This is a genomic window from Pseudomonas sp. PS02302, from assembly GCF_029959585.1.
Lineage (GTDB): Bacteria > Pseudomonadota > Gammaproteobacteria > Pseudomonadales > Pseudomonadaceae > Chryseomonas > Chryseomonas aestiva.
This window is the reverse complement of record NZ_JASCON010000036.1, coordinates 34,890-53,677: the sequence shown is the minus strand read 5'-3', so window position 1 is coordinate 53,677 and position 18,788 is coordinate 34,890. Positions and strand designations below refer to the sequence as shown.

At 64.6% G+C, this 18,788-nt stretch carries 19 protein-coding genes and 1 tRNA gene; 15 read left to right on the top strand and 5 right to left on the bottom strand.

Annotated features, from left to right (window positions below):
* The 3 genes from QMX82_RS13895 to QMX82_RS13885 form a co-directional block, all read right to left on the bottom strand.
* Positions 1-1,014: 4-hydroxythreonine-4-phosphate dehydrogenase PdxA (locus tag QMX82_RS13895; RefSeq protein WP_282284517.1), on the bottom strand; the 1,014-nt coding region annotated here is incomplete at its 3' end.
* Positions 1,011-1,961, bottom strand: coding sequence for an amidohydrolase family protein (locus QMX82_RS13890; RefSeq protein ID WP_282284516.1), 951 nt, complete (start codon positions 1,959-1,961; stop codon positions 1,011-1,013). The genes QMX82_RS13895 and QMX82_RS13890, both read right to left, overlap by 4 nt.
* On the bottom strand, positions 1,954-3,273 hold the full coding sequence (locus tag QMX82_RS13885; RefSeq protein ID WP_282284514.1) for an MFS transporter: 1,320 nt from the start codon (positions 3,271-3,273) through the stop codon (positions 1,954-1,956). Before QMX82_RS13885 ends, QMX82_RS13890 begins: the two co-directional genes overlap by 8 nt.
* Positions 3,274-3,565: 292 nt before the next feature.
* On the opposite strand from QMX82_RS13885, the gene QMX82_RS13880 reads away from it, so the two are divergent.
* The 11 genes from QMX82_RS13880 (at position 3,566) to QMX82_RS13830 (ending at position 12,955) form a co-directional block, all read left to right on the top strand.
* On the top strand, positions 3,566-4,564 hold the full coding sequence (locus tag QMX82_RS13880; protein WP_282284512.1) for a tripartite tricarboxylate transporter substrate binding protein: 999 nt from the start codon (positions 3,566-3,568) through the stop codon (positions 4,562-4,564).
* 28 nt (positions 4,565-4,592) lie between these two features.
* Complete coding sequence (locus QMX82_RS13875) at positions 4,593-5,111, top strand: tripartite tricarboxylate transporter TctB family protein (RefSeq protein ID WP_208691021.1); 519 nt, start codon at positions 4,593-4,595, stop codon at positions 5,109-5,111.
* A complete protein-coding gene (locus QMX82_RS13870) occupies positions 5,108-6,628 on the top strand; it encodes a tripartite tricarboxylate transporter permease (protein ID WP_208691020.1) in 1,521 nt (506 codons plus the stop codon). Before QMX82_RS13875 ends, QMX82_RS13870 begins: the two co-directional genes overlap by 4 nt.
* A 92-nt stretch (positions 6,629-6,720) precedes the next feature.
* Positions 6,721-7,692, top strand: a complete 972-nt coding sequence (locus QMX82_RS13865) for a LysR family transcriptional regulator (RefSeq protein WP_133859207.1) — start codon at positions 6,721-6,723, stop codon at positions 7,690-7,692.
* A 129-nt stretch (positions 7,693-7,821) separates the two neighbouring features.
* Entirely contained in the window at positions 7,822-8,556 is a 735-nt protein-coding gene (locus tag QMX82_RS13860; protein ID WP_282284505.1) for an SDR family NAD(P)-dependent oxidoreductase, read from the top strand.
* Between the two features lie 191 nt (positions 8,557-8,747).
* On the top strand, positions 8,748-9,977 hold the full coding sequence (zigA, locus tag QMX82_RS13855; RefSeq protein ID WP_282284503.1) for a zinc metallochaperone GTPase ZigA: 1,230 nt from the start codon (positions 8,748-8,750) through the stop codon (positions 9,975-9,977).
* A gap of 14 nt (positions 9,978-9,991) precedes the next feature.
* Positions 9,992-10,897 (top strand): GTP cyclohydrolase FolE2, encoded by a 906-nt coding sequence (gene folE2, locus QMX82_RS13850; protein ID WP_282284501.1) that lies wholly within the window; start codon positions 9,992-9,994, stop codon positions 10,895-10,897.
* 139 nt (positions 10,898-11,036) lie between these two features.
* On the top strand, positions 11,037-11,273 hold the full coding sequence (locus QMX82_RS13845) for a hypothetical protein (RefSeq protein WP_282284498.1): 237 nt from the start codon (positions 11,037-11,039) through the stop codon (positions 11,271-11,273).
* Positions 11,274-11,540: 267 nt separating this feature from the next.
* Positions 11,541-12,122 carry a hypothetical protein gene (locus QMX82_RS13840; protein WP_282284496.1) on the top strand — a complete coding sequence of 194 codons (582 nt, stop codon included), beginning with the start codon at positions 11,541-11,543 and terminating at the stop codon, positions 12,120-12,122.
* A gap of 172 nt (positions 12,123-12,294) precedes the next feature.
* Positions 12,295-12,444 carry a hypothetical protein gene (locus QMX82_RS13835; protein ID WP_208691014.1) on the top strand — a complete coding sequence of 50 codons (150 nt, stop codon included), beginning with the start codon at positions 12,295-12,297 and terminating at the stop codon, positions 12,442-12,444.
* A 289-nt stretch (positions 12,445-12,733) separates the two neighbouring features.
* Positions 12,734-12,955, top strand: a complete 222-nt coding sequence (locus QMX82_RS13830; RefSeq protein ID WP_282284493.1) for a hypothetical protein — start codon at positions 12,734-12,736, stop codon at positions 12,953-12,955.
* A gap of 512 nt (positions 12,956-13,467) precedes the next feature.
* Here QMX82_RS13830 and gcvA read toward each other — a convergent pair.
* A complete protein-coding gene (gcvA, locus tag QMX82_RS13825; RefSeq protein ID WP_282284491.1) occupies positions 13,468-14,388 on the bottom strand; it encodes a transcriptional regulator GcvA in 921 nt (306 codons plus the stop codon).
* Positions 14,389-14,564: 176 nt separating this feature from the next.
* Here gcvA and QMX82_RS13820 point away from each other — a divergent pair, with 176 nt between their 5' ends.
* The 4 genes from QMX82_RS13820 (at position 14,565) to QMX82_RS13805 (ending at position 17,573) form a co-directional block, all read left to right on the top strand.
* Positions 14,565-15,338, top strand: coding sequence for an SDR family NAD(P)-dependent oxidoreductase (locus tag QMX82_RS13820; protein WP_282284489.1), 774 nt, complete (start codon positions 14,565-14,567; stop codon positions 15,336-15,338).
* Between the two features lie 59 nt (positions 15,339-15,397).
* A complete protein-coding gene (locus QMX82_RS13815; RefSeq protein ID WP_282284520.1) occupies positions 15,398-15,739 on the top strand; it encodes a carboxymuconolactone decarboxylase family protein in 342 nt (113 codons plus the stop codon).
* Between the two features lie 62 nt (positions 15,740-15,801).
* Positions 15,802-16,476, top strand: coding sequence for a cupin domain-containing protein (locus tag QMX82_RS13810; protein WP_282284485.1), 675 nt, complete (start codon positions 15,802-15,804; stop codon positions 16,474-16,476).
* 5 nt (positions 16,477-16,481) lie between these two features.
* A complete protein-coding gene (locus QMX82_RS13805; protein ID WP_282284518.1) occupies positions 16,482-17,573 on the top strand; it encodes a flavin monoamine oxidase family protein in 1,092 nt (363 codons plus the stop codon).
* A 1,009-nt stretch (positions 17,574-18,582) separates the two neighbouring features.
* Here the strand turns inward: QMX82_RS13805 and QMX82_RS13800 are convergent.
* Positions 18,583-18,670: transfer RNA gene (locus QMX82_RS13800), tRNA-Ser, on the bottom strand.
* Positions 18,671-18,788 lie beyond the last annotated feature (118 nt).

Sequence of the window (18,788 nt, the reverse complement as noted above, 5' to 3'; positions counted from 1 at the left end):
TCCGGGGCGAGCCGCGCCCCGGCGACTGGCGATCGCGACGGCCTCAGGGGGCGCGCCGCGGTTGGCGCGACCCTGGCCGGCGATGTCGAAGGCGGTACCGTGGGCGGGCGTGGCGATGGGAATGGGCAGGCCACCCTGCACCGTCACTCCGCGGGAAAAGCCCATCAGCTTGATCGCGATCTGGCCCTGGTCGTGGTACATGGTCACCACGGCATCGAAGGCGCGGTCATCGCCCTGGACCTTGAGAAAGATGGTGTCCGCCGGATAGGGACCGTCGGCGGCGATGCCCAGCGCCTTCGCGCGCTCCACGGCCGGGCCGATGAGGTCGAGCTCCTCGCGGCCGAAGCTGCCGTTGTCGCCATTGTGCGGATTGAGTCCACAGACACCGATGCGCGGCCGGGCCAGGCCGCTGCGTTTGAGTTCGTTGTCGATCAGCTGGATCGCCTCGATCACCCGCTCCTGGCTGAGCAGGCCGGGAACGTCCTTGAGCGCGACATGGGAGGTCACCCGCGAGGTCCAGAGGTCGTCGAGCACGTTGAATTCGCAGAACGGCCCCTGGTAGCCCAGGTGCTCGGCGAACCAGTGCAGCTCGTCGTTATGGCCCATGCCCGCCAGGTGCAGCGAGGTCTTGTTCAGCGGACCGAAGAGGATGGCGTCGGTGTGGCCGGCCCGGGTCAGGTCGAGGGCGACGGCCAGGGTGTCCAGACTGTAGCGGCCACCGACGGCGCTGGCCTCGCTGCGCGGGAAGGCGCCCTCGGCGGCGCCACGGTAGGGATACAGCAGGGGTATGTCGTCCTGGAAATCGAGGGCATCCAGGCTGTCGATGCGGCGACAGGGGTACTCGCAACCGGCGATGCGCATGCCGGCGCGCGCCTCTTCCTCGTCGGCAATCAGCACCATGCGGGCGCGACTGCGTACCTCGGGATCGGCCAGCAGGCGGGCGATCAGCTCGGGACCGATGCCGGCCGGGTCGCCCAGCACCAGGGCCAGGCGGGGAAGCGGGGAGTTGCTCATGCGGAAGTCCTCAGGTAGGTGTCCAGGCGGATGACGTCGGCCACCGGGCGATACAGGCGCCGGGCGGTGTCGTGGAAAAGCCGGCGCTGCGCCGTGGCAGGCAGCTCGGCCACCAGGCGCTTGAAGCCGCCGATGATGGTGTCGTAGCTGCCGCACAGGCGGTCGACGGGAAAGTTGCTGGCGAACATGGCCCGCTCGGCACCGAAGACGGCGATGGCCTCGCGGACGATCCAGGCGTTGTCCTCGGCGCGCCACGGCTGGCCGGCGAGGCCCAGGCCGGAGATCTTCAGCGCCACGTTGGGCCATTCGGCGAGGCGGGCCAGGGCAGCGCGCCAGGCGGCCAGACCTTCGGCGCTGCGATCGGACGGCAGCCCCGTGTGGTTGAGGATCAGCTGGGTAGCCGGGAAGTCCCGCGCCAGGCGACAGGCTTCGTCGAGATTCCACCAGGGCGTCTGCAGATCGAAGTGCAGGCCATGGCGCTGCAATTCGGCATAGCCCCGGCGCCAGCTGTCGTCACTCATCAGGGTACGCTGGCTGCCGACGTCTTCGGGACGCGCCGGACCACCGGGCTTGTGTCTCACGCTGCGCACCCGTTCGAAGGCGGCCTGGGCGGCGAGCAGCTCGGCGGCGTCTTCGGCATCCAGCCAGGCCTGGGCGACCACCGCATTGGGCACGCCATGGCGGCGCGCCAGGTCGTGAACGTAGCGGGTCTCACCCAGGGGATCGCGGGGATCCCACTCGGTCTCGACATAGACGGTCTGGACCACGTCATGGCCCGCCGCGTCAGCGAAATAGTGCTCCGGCAGATAGTCGCCCCTGATGGCGCTGTAATCACCATAGCGAAACGGGATGGTTTCCGCACCGGACAGCCAGGGGTGAACATTGCGCCCGGGCTCCCAGAAGTGGTGATGGGCATCAACGATGGGTCCGCTGTAGAGCTCAGTCATGGGCCACCTCCTGGGTATCCAGAGCGATCAGCAGGGTGCCGAGGATGAACAGGCCGGAGCAGAGGGCGAAGAAGCCCAGCACCGCCGGGTAGCCACCCAGGTGCTGCAGCAGCAGGCCAACCAGAATGGGCACGGCGATGCCGCCGAGGCTGCCGGCCAGGTTCATCACCCCACCGATCAGGCCGACCCGTGCCGGCGCTGCCAGCAGTGCCGGAAAGCTCCAGTAGAGGCTGCCCCACATCAGGAAGAAGGCGGTGAGCGACAGCAGCGCCACGGCGGCATAGGGATCGGTCAGCCGTGGCAGCAGCAGGAAGGCTGCCAGCGCCACCAGGCCGGAGCAGGACAGCAGCCCCTTGGCGGCGAGGCCACGGCGCACGCCCTTGCGCACCAGCAGGTCGCAGAGGAAGCCACCGACCAGGGAGCCGGCCGCCCCGCAGAGAAAGATGACGAAGGTAGCGGCGCCTATGCCCTTGATGTCGAAGCCGCGGGCCTGGGCCAGATAGCTGGGGCCCCAGGTCAGCAGGCCGAAGAACACCATGGCCCAGCTGGCGCGACCGATGAGGATGCCGGCCAGGGAGCGGCGGGCGATGCCCAAGCCCCGGGCGCCAGCCTTGGCGGCCTGGGCCATCGAGGTGGTGCGACCTTCGTTGATGCGAGCCAGCTCGGCGGCATTGACGCCGGGGTGGGCGGCCGGGTCGTCCCTCAGGTAGCGCCAGGCAAGCCAGGCCATGGCCAGGGTGGCGATACCGGCGACGAAGAAGGCGGTGCGCCAGGAGCCGAAGACGACGATCAGGTAGGCGATGAGCAGACCGCCCAGGGCGACGCCCAGCGGTCCACCGCAATCCATCAGTACCGCGCCACGCCCACGTTCGCTGGAGGCCAGCCAGAGGGAGTTGAGCTTGCCACCCGCCGGAAACAGCGGCGCCTCGGCGGCGCCCAGGGCGACCCGGGCGAAGATCAGCGACAGCCCGCCGGTGGCGAAGGCGGCGAGGGTCTGGAAGACGCCCCAGAGGCCGGTGGACCAGCCGATCACCCGGCGCGGGCCATAGCGGTCGATCAGCCAGCCACCGGGAATCTGCAGCAGCGCATAGGCCCAGAAGAAGCTGCTGAGAATCAGGCCCTGGATGGCCGGCGTCAGCTGGAATTCGCGGGCGATGGTGGGCATGGCGATGGACAGCGACACGCGGTCCACCAGGTTGATGACGGTCAGGCCGAAGATGATGGCGAAGATGCGCCAGCGGACGCGGGAAGCCTGCAGCGCCGTCGGCACGGCGGCATCGGCAAGGCGTGATGAGCGGGACGTCGAGAGCATGGCGTGGACCCCTGGGATTCTTGTTATGGGTGTTCAGCTGCCGGCTGGCGAGATCGACTATCGGACCCAGATCGATAACCGTCTAATCAAATCTACGCATAGGTGTATAGCCCCAGGATATAGGTCGACCGTGTCTACTCGCTGTAGCCCTTGTGCCATGCGGCCCGGGACAAGGAGTCATCGGCGACATAACCTCAGGCTATCGGTGCATGCCTTATTTTGAGTGGTCAGGCTTGCCCAGGACTGCGCACACTCGGCCCACCCAAAACAACGACAAGAAAGAGGTAGTCCCATGCGCAGCATCTCTCTGCTCGCCGCCCTCCCCCTGTGCCTGGCCGCTGCGGTGTCTCCCGTGGCCCAAGCCGCCTGGCAGCCCGAGGGCAAGGTGGAAATCGTCGTCGCCGGCGGCCCCGGTGGCGGCACCGACCAGCTCGGTCGGCTGATTCAGTCGATCATCACCCAGCACAAGCTGCTCGACGCCAGCACCGTGGTGATGAACAAGGGCGGCGGCAATGGCGCCGAGGCTTTCCTGGAGATGAAGCTGGCCAAGGGCGAGGCGGACAAACTGGTCATCGCCACCAACAACGTCTATCTGTTGCCGCTGACCGCCAAGCTCGGCTACCAGCTCGCCGACCTCACCCCGGTGGCGGCCATCGCCGAAGACGATTTCATTCTCTGGAGCTACGCCGACGCGCCCTGGAAAGACGCCCGTGGCTACATCGAAGCCATCAAGCAGGATCCCGCCGGCAAGCGCATGGGAGGCAGCCAGTCCAAGGACGTCGACCAGACGCTGACCCTGCTGCTCAATCGCACCGAAGGTACCAAGCTCACCTACATCCCCTTCAAGAGCGGCAGCGAAGCGGCGACCCAGCTGGCCGGCAAGCACATCACCTCGAACGTCAACAACCCCAGCGAGAGCCTGAGCCAGTGGCGTGGTGGACAGGTGGTGCCGCTCTGCGTATTCAGCCAGGCACGCATGGCCTACACCGCCAAGGTCACCGAGACCCAGGCCTGGTCCGACGTGCCCACCTGCAAGGAGCAGGGCCTGGGCATCGATCAATACCGCTTCCCGCGTACCGTGCTGCTGCCCGGCGGCGTCAGCGACGAACAGCGCGCCTTCTATGTGGAGCTCTTGCGCAAGGTCAGCCAGACACCGGAATTCAAGGCCTACATCGAGCGCAATGCCCTGGTGCCGACCTTCCTCGAAGGCCAGGCGCTGCAGGACTACATCGCCCAGGACACCGCCCGGGTCACCCCGGTGTTCGAGGCCGCGGGCTGGCTCAAGCGCTGATTGGCGCATCGACACAGGAGAGACGGCCATGGCCGGAGATTCCCTGATCACCACCCGCTGGGTGGAGCTGGGCCTGGCGGCCTTTACCGCCGGACTCGGTGGCATCGTCATGATTGGCAGTCTGGAACAGGGTATCGGCTGGGGCGATGCCGGCCCCGAGCCGGGCTACTTCCCCTTCTACATCGGCCTGCTACTGAGCCTGGCCAGCCTGGCCACGGCGCTGCAGACCCTGTGGCGCTGGCAGGCGTTGCGCACCAGCTTCGTCGAGCGCGCCGCCTTCGGCCAGGTGCTGCGGGTGTTCCTGCCGATGCTGGCCTTCGTCGTCGCCCTGCCCCTGCTGGGCCTCTACCTGACGGCCTTCCTGTTCATCGCCTGGTTCATGGCGCGGGATCGCCAGCGGCAAAGGCGCTACGGCGCCGGGCAGATCCTCGCCATCGCGGGCGGCGTGAGCCTCGCCAGCTATCTGATCTTTGCCCTCTGGTTCAAGGTGCCGCTGGATGCCGGGCCCCTGGCCGACCTTGCCCGCCTGCTGAGGAGCCTGTCATGAGCGAATTCGATTCCCTGATGCACGGGATGAGCCTGATCCTGTCCTTCCATCACATCGCGCTGATGGTGATCGGCGTGCTGCTCGGCATCCTGGTCGGGGTGCTGCCCGGCCTGGGCGCGCCCAACGGCGTCGCCCTTCTGCTGCCGCTGACCTTCACCATGAGCCCGACCTCGGCCATCATCCTGCTTTCCTGCATGTACTGGGGGGCGCTGTTCGGCGGTTCCATCACCTCGATCCTGTTCAACATCCCGGGGGAACCCTCGTCGGTGGCCACCACCTTCGACGGCTATCCGCTGGCCCGCCAGGGCCGCGCGGGCGAGGCCCTGACCGCGGCCTTCACCTCGGCGCTGCTGGGCGCCCTGGTCGGGGTGCTGCTGCTGACCTTCCTCTCCAGCCGCATCGCCGCCTTCGCCATGGAATTCAGCTCGCCGGAATTCTTCGCCGTCTACCTGCTGGCCTTCTGCACCTTCATCGGCATGAGCAAGAATCCGCCATTGAAGACGGTGGCAGCCATGATGATCGGCTTCGCCATGGCGGCGGTGGGCATGGATACGGTGTCCGGCAATCTGCGCCTGACCTTCGACCAGCCGGCGCTGCTCTCGGGCATCAGCTTCGAGGTGGCGGTGATCGGCCTGTTCGGCATCGGCGAGATCCTCTGCACCGTGGAGGAAGGCCTGGTCTTTCGTGGCGAGCAGGCGCGCATCACCCTGCGCACCGTGCTCGGCACCTGGAAGCAGCTGCCGCGCTACTGGCTGACCTGGCTGCGCAGCGCCCTGGTCGGCTGCTGGATGGGTGTGACGCCCGGTGGCCCTACCGCCGCCTCCTTCATGAGCTACAGCCTGGCGCGACGCTTTTCGAAGAACCGCGACGGCTTCGGCAAGGGCGAGCTGGAAGGGGTGATCGCCCCGGAGACCGCGGACCACAGTGCCGGCACCAGCGCCCTGCTGCCGATGCTGACGCTGGGCATTCCCGGCTCCGCCACCGCCGCGGTGATGCTCGGCGGCCTGATGATCTGGGGCCTGCATCCGGGGCCGACCCTGTTCACCGAACAGCACGACTTCGTCTGGAGCCTGATCGCCAGCATGTACCTGGGCAACGTGGTCAGCCTGATCGTGGTGCTGGCCACGGTGCCGCTGTTCGCCGCCATCCTGCGAATCCCCTTCTGCATCATCGCGCCCATCATCTTCACCGTCTGCGTGATCGGCGCCTATTCGGTGCACAACAGCCTGTTCGACGTCTGGCTGATGCTCGGCTTCGGCATCCTCGGCTATGCCTTCAAGAAGCTCGGCTATCCCATCGCCCCGCTGGTGCTGGCGGCGGTGCTGGGTGACAAGGCCGAGGACGCCTTCCGCCAGTCGATGCTGTTCTCCGATGGCCAGCTGGGCATCTTCTGGTCCAACCCGCTGGTGGGCAGTCTGACCACCGCGGCGCTGCTGATGCTCTGCTGGCCGTTGCTGGCGCGCGGACTGCAGGCGCTGCGCCCGGGCCAGCCGCGGGTCAAGGTACGGCCGTCGTGAATGCCCCGGCCTGGCGCGGACGCACCCCACCGACGCCAGGCCTGGACTCATGCGTTACCCTAGCCGGCTCCCCGGTACCCAGGTCCGCCAGCATGACGCGCATTCCCGATGCCCATACCATCCACAGCCGTCTGCGCCTGCGCCAGTTGCGCCTGGTGCTGGCGCTGGCGGAATTCGGCTCGCTGCGCCGCGCCGCCGACGACATCGGCATGACCCAGCCGGCCGCCACCAAGATGCTCCACGAGATCGAGAGCCTGCTGGGCGTGGGGCTGTTCGAGCGGCTGCCGCGGGGCATGCGCGCCACGGCCTTTGGCGAGACGGTGATCTACTACGCGCGGATGGTCTTCGCCGAACTCTCGGGCATGCGCGAGGAGCTGGTCGCGCTGGAATCGGGCAATCTCGGCCGGGTCGCGGTGGGCGCCATCCCGGCGCTGGCCTCGGGGCTGCTGACCCGTACCATCGCCACGCTCAAGCAGAGTCATCCGCGACTGTCCATGTCGATCCAGGTGGATACCAGCGACGTGCTGGTTCAGGCGCTGCTGCAGGACCAGCTGGACGTGGTTCTGGGGCGCATCCCCACTGGCGCCCGCGCTGAGGAACTGCTGTTCGACAGCCTCGGCGAAGAGGTGCTCTGCGTGATCGCCGGCGCCCAGAATCCCCTGGCCCAGGCCACCCACCTCACCTGGGGCGAATTGCAGGAACACACCTGGGTGCTGCAGCAGCACCCCAGCCCGATGAGGGCCATCATCAACCAGGCCTTCCACGATGCCCGGGTCGATATCCCCGGCAGCATCGTCGAGACCACCTCTATCATGACCCTGCTGGCGCTGGTGCAGCAGACCGACATGCTCGGCGTCACGCCGCTGTCGGTGGTCAACGACTACCCCGGTCGTCACCTGCTGGCGGTGCTGCCCATCGCCTTCGAGCCGCGGCTGCCGCCCTATGGATTGATCCGTCGCCGGCACCGGGTGCAGTCCTCGGCCATGCAGACCTTCATGGTGGCGGTGCGCAGCGAGCATGGGCGGCTGAAGCACGACGACGGCTCAGCCTCCAACTCAGGCTGACCTGCAACGCCCATCGATTGCCCCACCCACCCCACTTGGGCATAGTGAACCGGCTTGCCAGACGCCGGAGTTACCTACCATGCCCGTCCTGTCGCCCCTCGCCCACCCCGCTGCCTGCCGGGCTCGCCCATGACCCAGCGCACCATGCTGCTCACCGGCGCCAGTCGCGGGATCGGTCACGCCACCGTCAAGCTGTTCCGCAATCTGGGCTGGCGTCTGCTCACCGTCTCCCGCCAGCCGTTCTCCGAGGAATGCGGCTGGCCGGAAGCCCGCGACGCGCACATCCAGGCCGATCTCGCCGACCTCTCCCAGATCGATCGCCTGGTCGCCACCGTCCGCGAGCGCCTGCCAAGCGGCAAGCTGCACGCGCTGGTCAACAACGCGGGGATCTCGCCCAAGGGAACCGATGGCAGCCGCCTCGGCGTGCTGGCCTCGGATGCCGAAACCTGGACCCAGGTGCTCAACGTCAACCTGGTCTCCACCGCCCTGCTGGCTCGCGCCCTGCTACCCGAGCTGGAAGCGGCGCAAGGCAGCATCGTCAACGTCACCTCCATCGCCGGCTCCCGGGTGCATCCCTTCGCCGGGGTAGCCTATGCCGCCTCCAAGGCGGGCCTGGCCGCCCTCACCCGCGAACTGGCCCATGAATTCGGCCCCCGTGGCATCCGCGCCAACGCCATAGCACCGGGCGAGATCGCCACCTCCATCCTCTCGCCCGGTACCGACGGCCTGGTGCAGGCCGAGGTCCCGCTCAAGCGCCTGGGCACCCCCGACGAAGTGGCCGAGACCATCTATTTTCTCTGCAGCGAACGCTCCTGCTACATCAACGGCGCCGAGATCCATATCAACGGCGGTCAGCACGTCTAGGTAGCGCTGTCGCTCAGGGCAGCCCACCTGGATTCGTGGCACGCCGCCCTATCGGTTAGCAGGGAGGACGCCGGGCAAGACACCCGCTGTTCTTAACCCTCCACTTATGTTATGTTATAACATCTAAAAAACATCCAATCACCCTGGTCCAGGGATGCCCCACCCTGCAACCTCCCCTAACCGTGACGACCATGACCACCCAAGCCAGCCCCCCCAGCAAGAAACTCCCTGTCACCGTACTGTCCGGCTTTCTCGGCGCCGGCAAGACCACCCTGCTCAACCACATTCTCAACAACCGCGAAGGCCGGCGGGTGGCGGTCATCGTCAACGACATGTCCGAAGTCAACATCGACGCCGCCCTGGTCCGCGACGGCGGCGCCGAGCTGTCGCGCACCGAGGAGAAGCTGGTGGAGATGAGCAACGGCTGCATCTGCTGCACCCTGCGCGAAGACCTGCTGCTGGAAGTCGAACGCCTCGCCCGCGATGGCCGCTACGATCAGTTGGTCATCGAATCCACCGGGATCTCCGAGCCGCTCCCCGTGGCCGAGACGTTCACCTTCGCCGGCGAAGACGGGCGCTGCCTCGGCGATGTCGCCCAGCTCGATACCCTGGTCACCGTAGTGGATGCCTTCAACTTCCTGCGCGACTACGCCTCCAGCGACCTCCTGGAATCCCGCGGCGAATCCCTGGGCGAGGAAGACGAACGCACCGTGGTCGACCTGCTGATCGAGCAGATCGAATTCTGCGATGTCCTGGTGGTGAACAAGCTGGACCTGGTCGAGCCGGCGGAACGCGATCGCCTGCTGGCCATCCTGCGCAGCCTCAACCCCCGCGCGCGGCTGGAGCTGGCGAGCTTTGGCGTCGTGCCCCTGGAGCGGGTACTGCAAACCGGCCTCTTCGACTTCGATGCCGCCGCCCAGGCGCCGGGCTGGCTGCAGGAGCTGCGCGGCGAGCACACGCCCGAGACCACGGAATACGGCATCTCGAGCTTCGTCTACCAGGCGCGCCGCCCCTTCCATCCCGAGCGCTTCTTCGCCCTGATCGAGCAGGAATGGCCCGGCGTGATCCGCTCCAAGGGCTATTTCTGGCTGGCCAGCCATCCCGCTCATGCCGGGAGCTGGTCCCAGGCGGGCGCCGTCGCCCGCCATGGCGTGGCCGGTCGCTGGTGGGCCGCGGTACCTCCCGAGCAGTGGCCGGACGATGAAGAGACCGTCGTCCTGATCAAGGAGAAATGGCATGAAGGCGTCGGCGATGCCCGTCAGGAACTGGTGCTGATCGGCATGGACGTGGACGAAGCTGATCTGCGCGCCCGCCTGGACGCCTGCCTGCTCAACGACAGCGAACTCGCCGCCGGCCCCAGGGCCTGGATGAAGCTGCACAACCCCTTCAGCGACTGGCCCCAGGCCGCCGACCTCCACTGAGCCGAACCCTGCCCATGAACGCCATTCTGCCTGATGTCTCCCTCAGCGAGACCGCCGAACTGCCTGCCGCCCTCGACTGGGTCGGCATGCAGGGCATCGACCTGCCGATCCGCCTCGGCGAGGACGAACTCGGCGGCCTGCTGCCCGCCAGCGCCGACGTGCAGGTCGACCTGCCCTCGGCCACCGCCAAGGGCATCCATATGTCCCGTCTCTATCAGCTGCTGGATCGCCTGAGCAGCGAAGCCCTCCTGACGCCCGAACGCCTGCGCCTGCTGCTGAGCGACATGGTCGCCAGCCACCGCAGCTGCGACTCCCGCGCCGCTCGCCTGCGCCTGGACTTCGCCCTGCTGCTTCGCCGCCCCGCGCTGATGACCATCGGACTGAGCGGTTGGAAACGCTATCCCGTGCGCCTGGAAGCGAGCTGGGTGGCCGGTGCTTTCCAGCTCAGCGCCCGCGTCGAGATCCTCTACGCCTCCACCTGCCCCTGCTCCGCCGCCCTGTCCAGGCAACTGATCGAACGAGCCTTTCTCGCCGAGCACGGGACTGCCACGCAGCTTGATCCAGCCACCGTCGCCCTCTGGCTGAGCGGTCACGCCACCCGAGCCACCCCGCACAGCCAGCGCAGCCTGGCCCGGGTACGGACCAGGCTGCCGGCAGGTGCCACCGACTTCGGACTGCTGCCCCTGATCGACCAGTGCGAACAGGCCCTGGGCACGCCGGTACAGACCGCCGTCAAGCGCGCCGACGAACAGGCCTTCGCCGCGCTCAATGGCAGCAACCTGATGTTCGTCGAGGACGCCGCCCGCCGCCTGCTGGTCGCCCTGCGTGACGGGCACCAGGACGTGAGCATCCAGGTGCGTCATCTGGAGAGTCTGCATCCCCACGATGCGTCCGCCTGGGCCTCCAGCTCGCCCGCTTGACCAGAGCCTCTCTGCTGCTTTCCTTTCAAGCCGGCCGTTTTACCGCTTTACTGCAAGGAAGCAGTCGCCGTGGGCGACCACTCCCGTTGTCTCGACCCAGGAGCGCTTCTCGATGAAATCACGCCTAATCGCAGCAACCATGACCCTTCTGCTCAGCGTCCTCGGCACAGAGGTCGCGCTGGCCGAAAGCCCAGTGGAGAAGAGCGTCCGCCAGGACGGCCGTGACGTGAGCAAGGACGCCCGCCATGACCGCAAGGAGGTCGACAAGGGCGCGGCCCATGCCGCCGACGAAGCCGACCGCACCGATACCCACTTGGACAAGGAACGCCACCGTGAAGACAAGAAGGTGGACAAGGAATACAAGAAGACGCTGTAACCCGCTCGGGTCGGGGCAGAGTCGGGGGACGGTCTTGTCCTCGAGCTCTGTCCCTTCCCTTGAGGCTGCGTGAGTCCCGACTACTGTAAGGCAGGCAATCCCCGGTCCTGCCTACCTCACTGATGAGCCTGCCAGGCGCATCCACGCGGCTGCAGAGCCCGGTAATCGACTCGCGACTATCCCGCAATTTAGTGACCTGCATCGCATTATTTTGGCATGACCGACCTGATGGATTAGACTGCGCGCCTTTCGAAAAAGGAGTTTCGCATGAAGCCGTCTCAGCTCTTGTTCATCACCTTCGCTGCGCTGCAACTGGCCGGTTGCGCCATCGGCCAGAAGATCGACTACCGCCAGACCGCGCCGCAACTCAGCGTCAAGGCCGACAAGCCGGTCGCCGTCGCGGTACTCGACGAGCGCCCCTATGTAGTCGCCCAGAACAAGGACGCCACCTACGTCGGCACCATCCGCGGCCTCTACTACAACCCCTGGAGCGTCCGCACCTACAGCGGCAGCCCCCTTTCCGCCGATCTGCAGGATGCGGTGCAAAAGGCCCTGGCCCGCGCTGCCATCACCGCCCTGCCCAGCCAGACCAGCGACCGCGCCCCCCAGGGCCAGAAACTGCTGGTGCTGAAACTGCGCGAGTGGAAATCCGACGCCTACATGCGCGTCCGCTTCGACTACGACGTCGTCACCCAGGTCCTCGACGACCAGGGCAAGCTTCTTGCCAGCGACGAGATCAAAGGCAGCGGCCCGACCAACAATGTCATCCTCTCGGGCACCCAGGTCCTGACCAATGCCATCGACGCACCGGCCATCGCTGGCGCCTTGGCCAAGGGCAACACACCCTGACTGGACGCTGCACCCTGCCATGGAAAAAGCCTGCCTCGCGCGGGCTTTTTCATGTCCACAGAGGCTGGACCAGAATCCACGGCAGATCGCGGCGCGCAGCGGTCGATATGACCGCCAGCTTCCGGCACTTCAGCATCGTGGAGACCCCGTGAAATACCTGACGTTAGTGGGAATGACCGTATTGCTCCTGGGCTGCAGCCATTACTCCAACAAAAGCACCCTCTGCGAGCCGAATCCCCTGGCCGGCGTCGAGTGCCAGCAGCCCAAGGCGCTGAACCAGATCATCGGCGAGAAATATCGCGAGTGGCGAAGATATCAGTGAAGACCTTGCTAGCTTCAGGGGGTAGACATAGGTCTCGGCTGCCATACCGAATCCGGAAACGGCCCTAGTTGGTAGCCCTGTGGGAAGTGAAGCGGCCGTACCGAGCGTGATCTGGCAGCGTGCCAGTCAAACCGGAGGTTGCCGACTGCAGCCTCCAACTGACTGGTGACTCTTTCCCGCGGTGGTGCGTGCAACGGCTACCTTTCAGCGCTCGATGAGTGCCCGCACTTCTGCCGCTATCGGTTGTCAGATGTCCTCAATCGAAGCGGACCCGTACTAGGCAATCAACATGAATGCGCCTGTGAAAGAACAGAAGGTGATCAATGCGATTGCCATAGGAACCTGCATATCAGCAATTGTCTTGCTGTTGAGCTTCGCTGAAGCCACAATCGCAGCCAATAGCTGGGCGCCGCAGCCCGGCACCGAAACTGAAAAGGATATTTCAGTTGCGCTATCAGTTAACAAGGACAGTGACGCTCTTCGAGTCCAGGCCCCACGGCCGGCTAAGTAGCATCCCACTAGAATCCGCACTCATGCGTCCGAGATCGCTCACCGGCGATCAAGGCTTGCTGGCCCTTGCCTTGGGTGCCATGTGTATCGGACTGGCGACCATCTTTGTGATGGCCATGGTCGGCACCTGATAAATGCAGATGACTGACAGCGTGAGCGGGTTGCTGATCAGTTGCCGACGTCCTGTACGCCCCGAGTCCAATTGCTCTGACTTCTCATCTACCGTGAGCAGGCATCTTCGAGTGCCGCCGCTATCCGACTCGATGGCGCGTCTCGCCGTTGATGGCCGTATTGCTGAGGTGGTCCGAAACAGTTTCGGAGCGCCTCGTTTCCACCGACACGCTAGCCCTTGAAATCCGACCTTGCCGGCAGCGAAAAACCCCTTGGCAATGGGCCTTCAAGGGTGGCGGAAGCGCAGGAATTGGAACTCTCGGACTCTTGCAAGTCGGCGGCTTGCAAGTCTGCCGGGTAATACCGCCATAGCGATGTCCTGCCAATTCTGAATGTCACAGCTCACAACGTTGGGCGGGAAACGCATTTGAACATCCAGTCCCGAAAGGCTTTCACCTTGGGACGATCGCTGCCGTCAGGGCGATAGACGATGTAGTAGGCCAGCGGCGATGGGAAATTCACGTCCGGGAATAGTCGTATCAGCCGACCGGCAGCCAGGTCGTCCTGCGCCATGACACCACGGGCGAGCGCGATCCCTTGACCATCGATGGCGGCCTGCAGTACCGCCGCCGAATTGTTGATCTTCAGCCCGCGCTCCACGGCCAGCTTCTTTCCGGTGACGCTCTCAAACCAGGTCTCCCAGGTCGTGAAGCCGCTTTGGCTATCCATCGACAAGTCGTGAATCAAGGTGTGACTTGCCAGGTCGATCGGCTGCTGCAGCTCGGCCTGCGCCGTCATCAGCGCCGGTGCGCACACTGGATACACCTCCTCATCCAGCCACTTCTCGGCAATCACCCCAGGCCAATTGCCGCCGCCATACCGCACGCCGATATCGATTCGCTGGGCCTGGAAGTCAACCGCCCTGAGCTGGGTGTCGAGGCGAAGGTCGATATCAGGCCAGGCGCTATGGAAGCCTTCGATACGCGGAAGTAGCCATTTAGCGGCAAAGGCAGGGCTGACCGTCACCGTCAGGACGCCCCCATAGGTGTTTTCCTTCAGTCGCTCGAGCCCCAGTGAGAGCCGCTCCAATCCTGCCCGAATATCCGGCAATGCCGCCTCGGCTGCCGCTGTAGCGATCAACCTTACCTTTCCCGAGCTGCTGCGATGAAACAACGCGGTACCCAGCCACAGCTCCAGCGTCCTGACCAGCTGGCCGACCGCGGCCGGCGTGACATTGAGTTCGCTGGCAGCAGCAGAAAAGCTTTGGTAGCGGGCGCTGGCTTCGAAGGCGCGCAGCGCATTGAGATGAACGATGGATTTCATATCACTAAAGATTTTATTTAGCGGATGAAAACTTTATCTCGTTTGTCGCGCCATCGGTAGCAGCCAGATACTTCACGTCGCCACATCGCGGCAGGCGCCCAGCTCATCACTCCGAATGAACGGTAAAGCTGACGACGTACCACCGCATCAATCTCTCCCACATTTCGAGGTGCCTTATGAGCATGCCATTCCAAGGTAAGAAGCTGCTGGTTATCGGTGGTACAAGCGGCATGGGTCTGCAAACAGCCCGCCTGGTGCTGGAGCAGGGCGGTAGCGTCGTCATCGTGGGGAGCCGTCCGGAAAAAACCGAACAGGCGCGTCAGGAGCTGGCCACCTTGGGTACCGTCAGTGCGCTCATTGCCAACCTGACCACTGCTCAGGGCCTGACCGACCTGCTGCGTGAAATCGATCAGCACCATGCCGATGTGGATATGCTGGTCAACGCTGCGGGGGTGTTTTTTCCCAAACCTTTCCTGGAGCACCAGGACGCGGACTATGACCAGTACATGCAGCTGAACAAGGCGACCTTCTTCATCACCCAGAAAGTCGCTGCCAACCTGGTGGCTAAGGGTCGGCCGGGCGCCATCGTCAATATCGGTTCGATGTGGGCCAAGCAAGCGATCGCCGCCACACCCTCTTCTGCCTACTCCATGGCCAAGGCCGGTCTGCATTCGCTGACCCAGCATCTGGCCATGGAACTCGCTGCCAAGCACATCCGGGTGAATGCCGTTTCGCCTGCCGTGGTTCAGACACCGATCTACGAAGGCTTCATTCCCAAGGCCGACGTCCACTCGGCACTGCAGGGCTTCAACAGCTTCCACCCGATTGGCCGAGTAGGCACGCCGGAAGACGTCGCCGAGGCGGTGGTCTTCCTGCTGTCCGAGAAGGCGAGCTGGGTCACCGGCGCGGTTTGGGACGTCGACGGCGGCGTCATGGCTGGCCGCAACTAGGACTGAATGGCGCCTGCCCAGGCAGGCGCTCTTTTTTAGATCGGGAAATCACTACCATGATGCAAGACTGGAACGCCTACCGTGACGCGCTTTTGGCCCGCGTCGGCGACTACGCCAAGCAGAGCCCCGATGTTGTCCGTGGTCTGACCATGATGGACGGTGCGGCGGCCAAGACCGGGTATCTGGACACCAAGACGCACGAGCTGATCGCCTTGGCCGTCGCTGTCACCACGCGCTGCGATGGTTGCATCAGCGTCCATACCCAAAAGGCTGCGGAGCATGGTGCGACGCGAGGCGAGATCGCGGAAGCGCTCGGGGTGGCTATCGCGCTCAATGCTGGAGCAGCGCTGGTCTATTCCGCACGCGTTCTTGAAGCGCACGCGCAACTGCCCACTGCCTGAGCATCGGGCTTGGTGCTGCTCGATTGAGTGCGCCAGGCCTGGTTCGTTTTCCTGGAGGTCCCATGCTGATCAATGCCGACTTCAACCGGCGCGCCGTCGTCCGAGCTGAGCAATACGAGTGGGTGCCTTCGCCACAACCAGGGGTGGAGCGGGTAATGCTCGATCGAATCGGTGCAGAGAAGGCTCGGGCTACCAGCCTTGTTCGCTACGCCCCGGGGTCCAGCTTCCCCGCTCACCGGCACCCAGGGGGCGAGGAAATCCTGGTGCTGAAGGGCGAGTTCATGGAGAACGGCCGACCCTACCCCGCGGGCTGGTACCTGCGCAGCCCGCCCGGATCCAGTCATGTCCCCTCAAGCCCAAACGGCGCCACCCTCTTCGTCAAACTCTGGCAGATGACCCCTGAGGAAACCCAGGCAATACGCGTGGATACCAATGACCCGAAGCACTGGCGGGACCATGGAGGGCGAGCGATATGCACGTTGCTCGACCGAGCCGACGAGGGGGTATGCCTGCAAAGGATCAGCCCCCACGCCGCCTTGTTCGAGCATCCCCTGAGGAACGTCGAGATCCTCGTGCTGGCAGGCTTCCTGATCGAAGACGGGCTTCAGTACAACGCTGGAAGCTGGCTGCGTTTCCCGAGTAGTGAACAGGCCGCGGTAATCACCGGAGACGAGGGTGCAACGATCTACCTGCGTAGTGGCAGGCTGATAGGTCTGCCGCCGGAGACCGTCTCTTGAACACCGTGCGTATCGCCATCATCGGGGGTGGCCTTAGCGGCCTGTATGCAGCGCTGCTTCTCGAACGGCAAGGCATTACCGATTACGTTCTGCTGGAAGCCCGAGATCGCCTGGGAGGCCGTATTTCGTCCGCTATCCTGGCCGACGGGCGAGGCTTGATGGGCGGCGCCTTTGACCTGGGCCCCTCCTGGTTCTGGCCCGATCATCAGCCGAACCTCGACCAATTCGTGACCGAACTTGGCCTTAGCCGATTCGAGCAACACGAGCAGGGAGAGATCCTGCTTGAACGCAGAGGCGATGCGCCTGCGCAGCGCGTCTCAGGCTATGGCTCCGCGGCCGTCTCCATGCGATTGGAAGGCGGCATGGTTGCCTTGATCGATGCCATCCGGATGCAGTTGAACCCAAGCCGACTAACGCGAGGCCAGCTGCTGCGCAAACTGACCCTTGAGGGTCGCCAAGTGATCCTGGAGACCCGAGATCCTGATGGTGGGATCGCCTTCTGGTCAGCAGACCAAGTACTGCTGGCGATGCCACCCCGCCTTTTCATCGAAACGGTTGAGTGCTCACCGCCGCTGCCGTCTGACGTGGTCAGGCAATGGCAACAGACGCCGACCTGGATGGCGCCCCATGCGAAATTCGTCGCCGTCTATCCCACCCCGTTCTGGCGGCAATACGGACTGTCTGGCCAAGCCCGCAGTGCCTTAGGCCCCATGGCCGAGATCCACGATGCAAGCGTTCCCTCCGGCCCCGCTGGCTTGTTCGGATTCCTGGGCGTGGATGCCACAGCTCGCCAGCAGGTAGATGCCCGCCAGCTGAGGATGCTGTGCCAACGCCAGCTCGCGCGCCTATTCGGGCCCCAAGCGGCCGAGCCGATAACGACCTGTTTCAAGGACTGGGCTCAGGATCCGCTGACCGCTACGGACTCCGACTGGCACGCCGGTCCCCATCACACCAAGACGCCAAGGCAGCGAGCAGCCGGTGCGCCCTGGGCTGATCACCTGATCGGCATTGGAAGCGAGTGGTCAACGAACTATCCAGGCTATCTGGCCGGCGCTCTGGAAGCGGCGACCTTGGGTATCCAGTATTTGCGTCGATAGCCGCGCCGCGCCTCGCTCGTTGAGTTCACCTACCGAACCCAAGGGACGCTTCCCATGAGCGAAGACGCCATTGCCTGTCTGAGCACCCGTAGCGCGGCGATATCTGGCGCCTGATGGCGACGCAGGCGTGGCCGGTGCCAACGCCATGATCATCTGCCTGGTCGCTCGCAACAGCAGTCGAGTCAAGGTCTGCAGTAGCCCGTGATGGCCATGTACGCCCCAAGTTTCTTCACCGGTCGCCTGATCTCACGCTTTCGGGCATCACGAATAGCCCTAGTTGGACCAGTGCTAACCGGGATCTCGGCGCCGTTGGGTACAGCCGGCTTGGACATCCCGCACTTCTACCTGCTGCTCGTACTACTGGGACCAGGGTGGACGTTTTGGCTTTGTTGGCGCCGCTGCCCTGGTACTTGTATGTCATCACCGAGAGGAGAAAACACAGGTGCGGTCGCTGAATGACTTCATCAGGCTCCGCATGATGGCGATCGGCTCATTTTCGTCGAATAGACTGCTGAACGTTGGTGGCTGGCAGGCCGTGCAGCTAGTGAATTTCGCGCTCTTGCTCACAGCTGCAATCTCGCCAGGAGCGACAACCAGAAGCAATCGGGGATCACCTAGCGCGGCCGTGGAAGAGCCTTTATGAAACGTCCGGCTTACTCCGTAGCAGCCATCCATAATGCAGCCAGCACAGCATCCTTTCTCAGCACAGTGACGATCTCGGGATGGGAGATGCCGGCTAAGTAAGCAATCGGCGCTCCGGATCGGCCAGTTCCAGTCCCGAGGCACCCGAGCGCAAGCGGTGTCCGAGATCTTAGCTCCAAAGAAGGCGAGCAACTTCTGGGCCCCACCAGGGAGGACATCACCGAGCGGATCTATCGATGCCTGGGCGCAATCCCCTGCCCGCACAATAGAAGTAGTTTCGGAACTCTTTCTTTTTTACCTGCCCGACGGTCCTTGAAATTAGACCCTGCAGACAGCAAAAAGCCCCGTAGAAACGGGGCTTCGAAGGTGGCGGAAGCGCAGAGATTCGAACTCTGGGACCCTTGCGAGTCGGCGGTTTTCAAGACCGCTGCCTTAAACCACTCGGCCACACTTCCGTAAGAGGGGCGCATAGTACCTGATGGCAACACACTGTCAAACAGTCGCAAGCGATCCTTAAGCAACATTTGCTATCTTCGGGGTCGTACGGTACATCACACCGTTAATCTAGCTTTG

Bases quoted from the DNA above. Each gene is read 5' to 3' on its own strand.
- QMX82_RS13890 (WP_282284516.1), bottom strand. From the start codon at position 1,961: ATGACTGAGCTCTACAGCGGACCCATCGTTGATGCCCATCACCACTTC.
- QMX82_RS13885 (WP_282284514.1), bottom strand. From the start codon at position 3,273: ATGCTCTCGACGTCCCGCTCATCACGCCTTGCCGATGCCGCCGTGCCG.
- QMX82_RS13880 (WP_282284512.1), top strand. From the start codon at position 3,566: ATGCGCAGCATCTCTCTGCTCGCCGCCCTCCCCCTGTGCCTGGCCGCT.
- QMX82_RS13875 (WP_208691021.1), top strand. From the start codon at position 4,593: ATGGCCGGAGATTCCCTGATCACCACCCGCTGGGTGGAGCTGGGCCTG.
- QMX82_RS13870 (WP_208691020.1), top strand. From the start codon at position 5,108: ATGAGCGAATTCGATTCCCTGATGCACGGGATGAGCCTGATCCTGTCC.
- QMX82_RS13865 (WP_133859207.1), top strand. From the start codon at position 6,721: ATGACGCGCATTCCCGATGCCCATACCATCCACAGCCGTCTGCGCCTG.
- QMX82_RS13860 (WP_282284505.1), top strand. From the start codon at position 7,822: ATGACCCAGCGCACCATGCTGCTCACCGGCGCCAGTCGCGGGATCGGT.
- zigA (WP_282284503.1), top strand. From the start codon at position 8,748: ATGACCACCCAAGCCAGCCCCCCCAGCAAGAAACTCCCTGTCACCGTA.
- folE2 (WP_282284501.1), top strand. From the start codon at position 9,992: ATGAACGCCATTCTGCCTGATGTCTCCCTCAGCGAGACCGCCGAACTG.
- QMX82_RS13845 (WP_282284498.1), top strand. From the start codon at position 11,037: ATGACCCTTCTGCTCAGCGTCCTCGGCACAGAGGTCGCGCTGGCCGAA.
- QMX82_RS13840 (WP_282284496.1), top strand. From the start codon at position 11,541: ATGAAGCCGTCTCAGCTCTTGTTCATCACCTTCGCTGCGCTGCAACTG.
- QMX82_RS13835 (WP_208691014.1), top strand. From the start codon at position 12,295: ATGACCGTATTGCTCCTGGGCTGCAGCCATTACTCCAACAAAAGCACC.
- QMX82_RS13830 (WP_282284493.1), top strand. From the start codon at position 12,734: ATGAATGCGCCTGTGAAAGAACAGAAGGTGATCAATGCGATTGCCATA.
- gcvA (WP_282284491.1), bottom strand. From the start codon at position 14,388: ATGAAATCCATCGTTCATCTCAATGCGCTGCGCGCCTTCGAAGCCAGC.
- QMX82_RS13820 (WP_282284489.1), top strand. From the start codon at position 14,565: ATGAGCATGCCATTCCAAGGTAAGAAGCTGCTGGTTATCGGTGGTACA.
- QMX82_RS13815 (WP_282284520.1), top strand. From the start codon at position 15,398: ATGCAAGACTGGAACGCCTACCGTGACGCGCTTTTGGCCCGCGTCGGC.
- QMX82_RS13810 (WP_282284485.1), top strand. From the start codon at position 15,802: ATGCTGATCAATGCCGACTTCAACCGGCGCGCCGTCGTCCGAGCTGAG.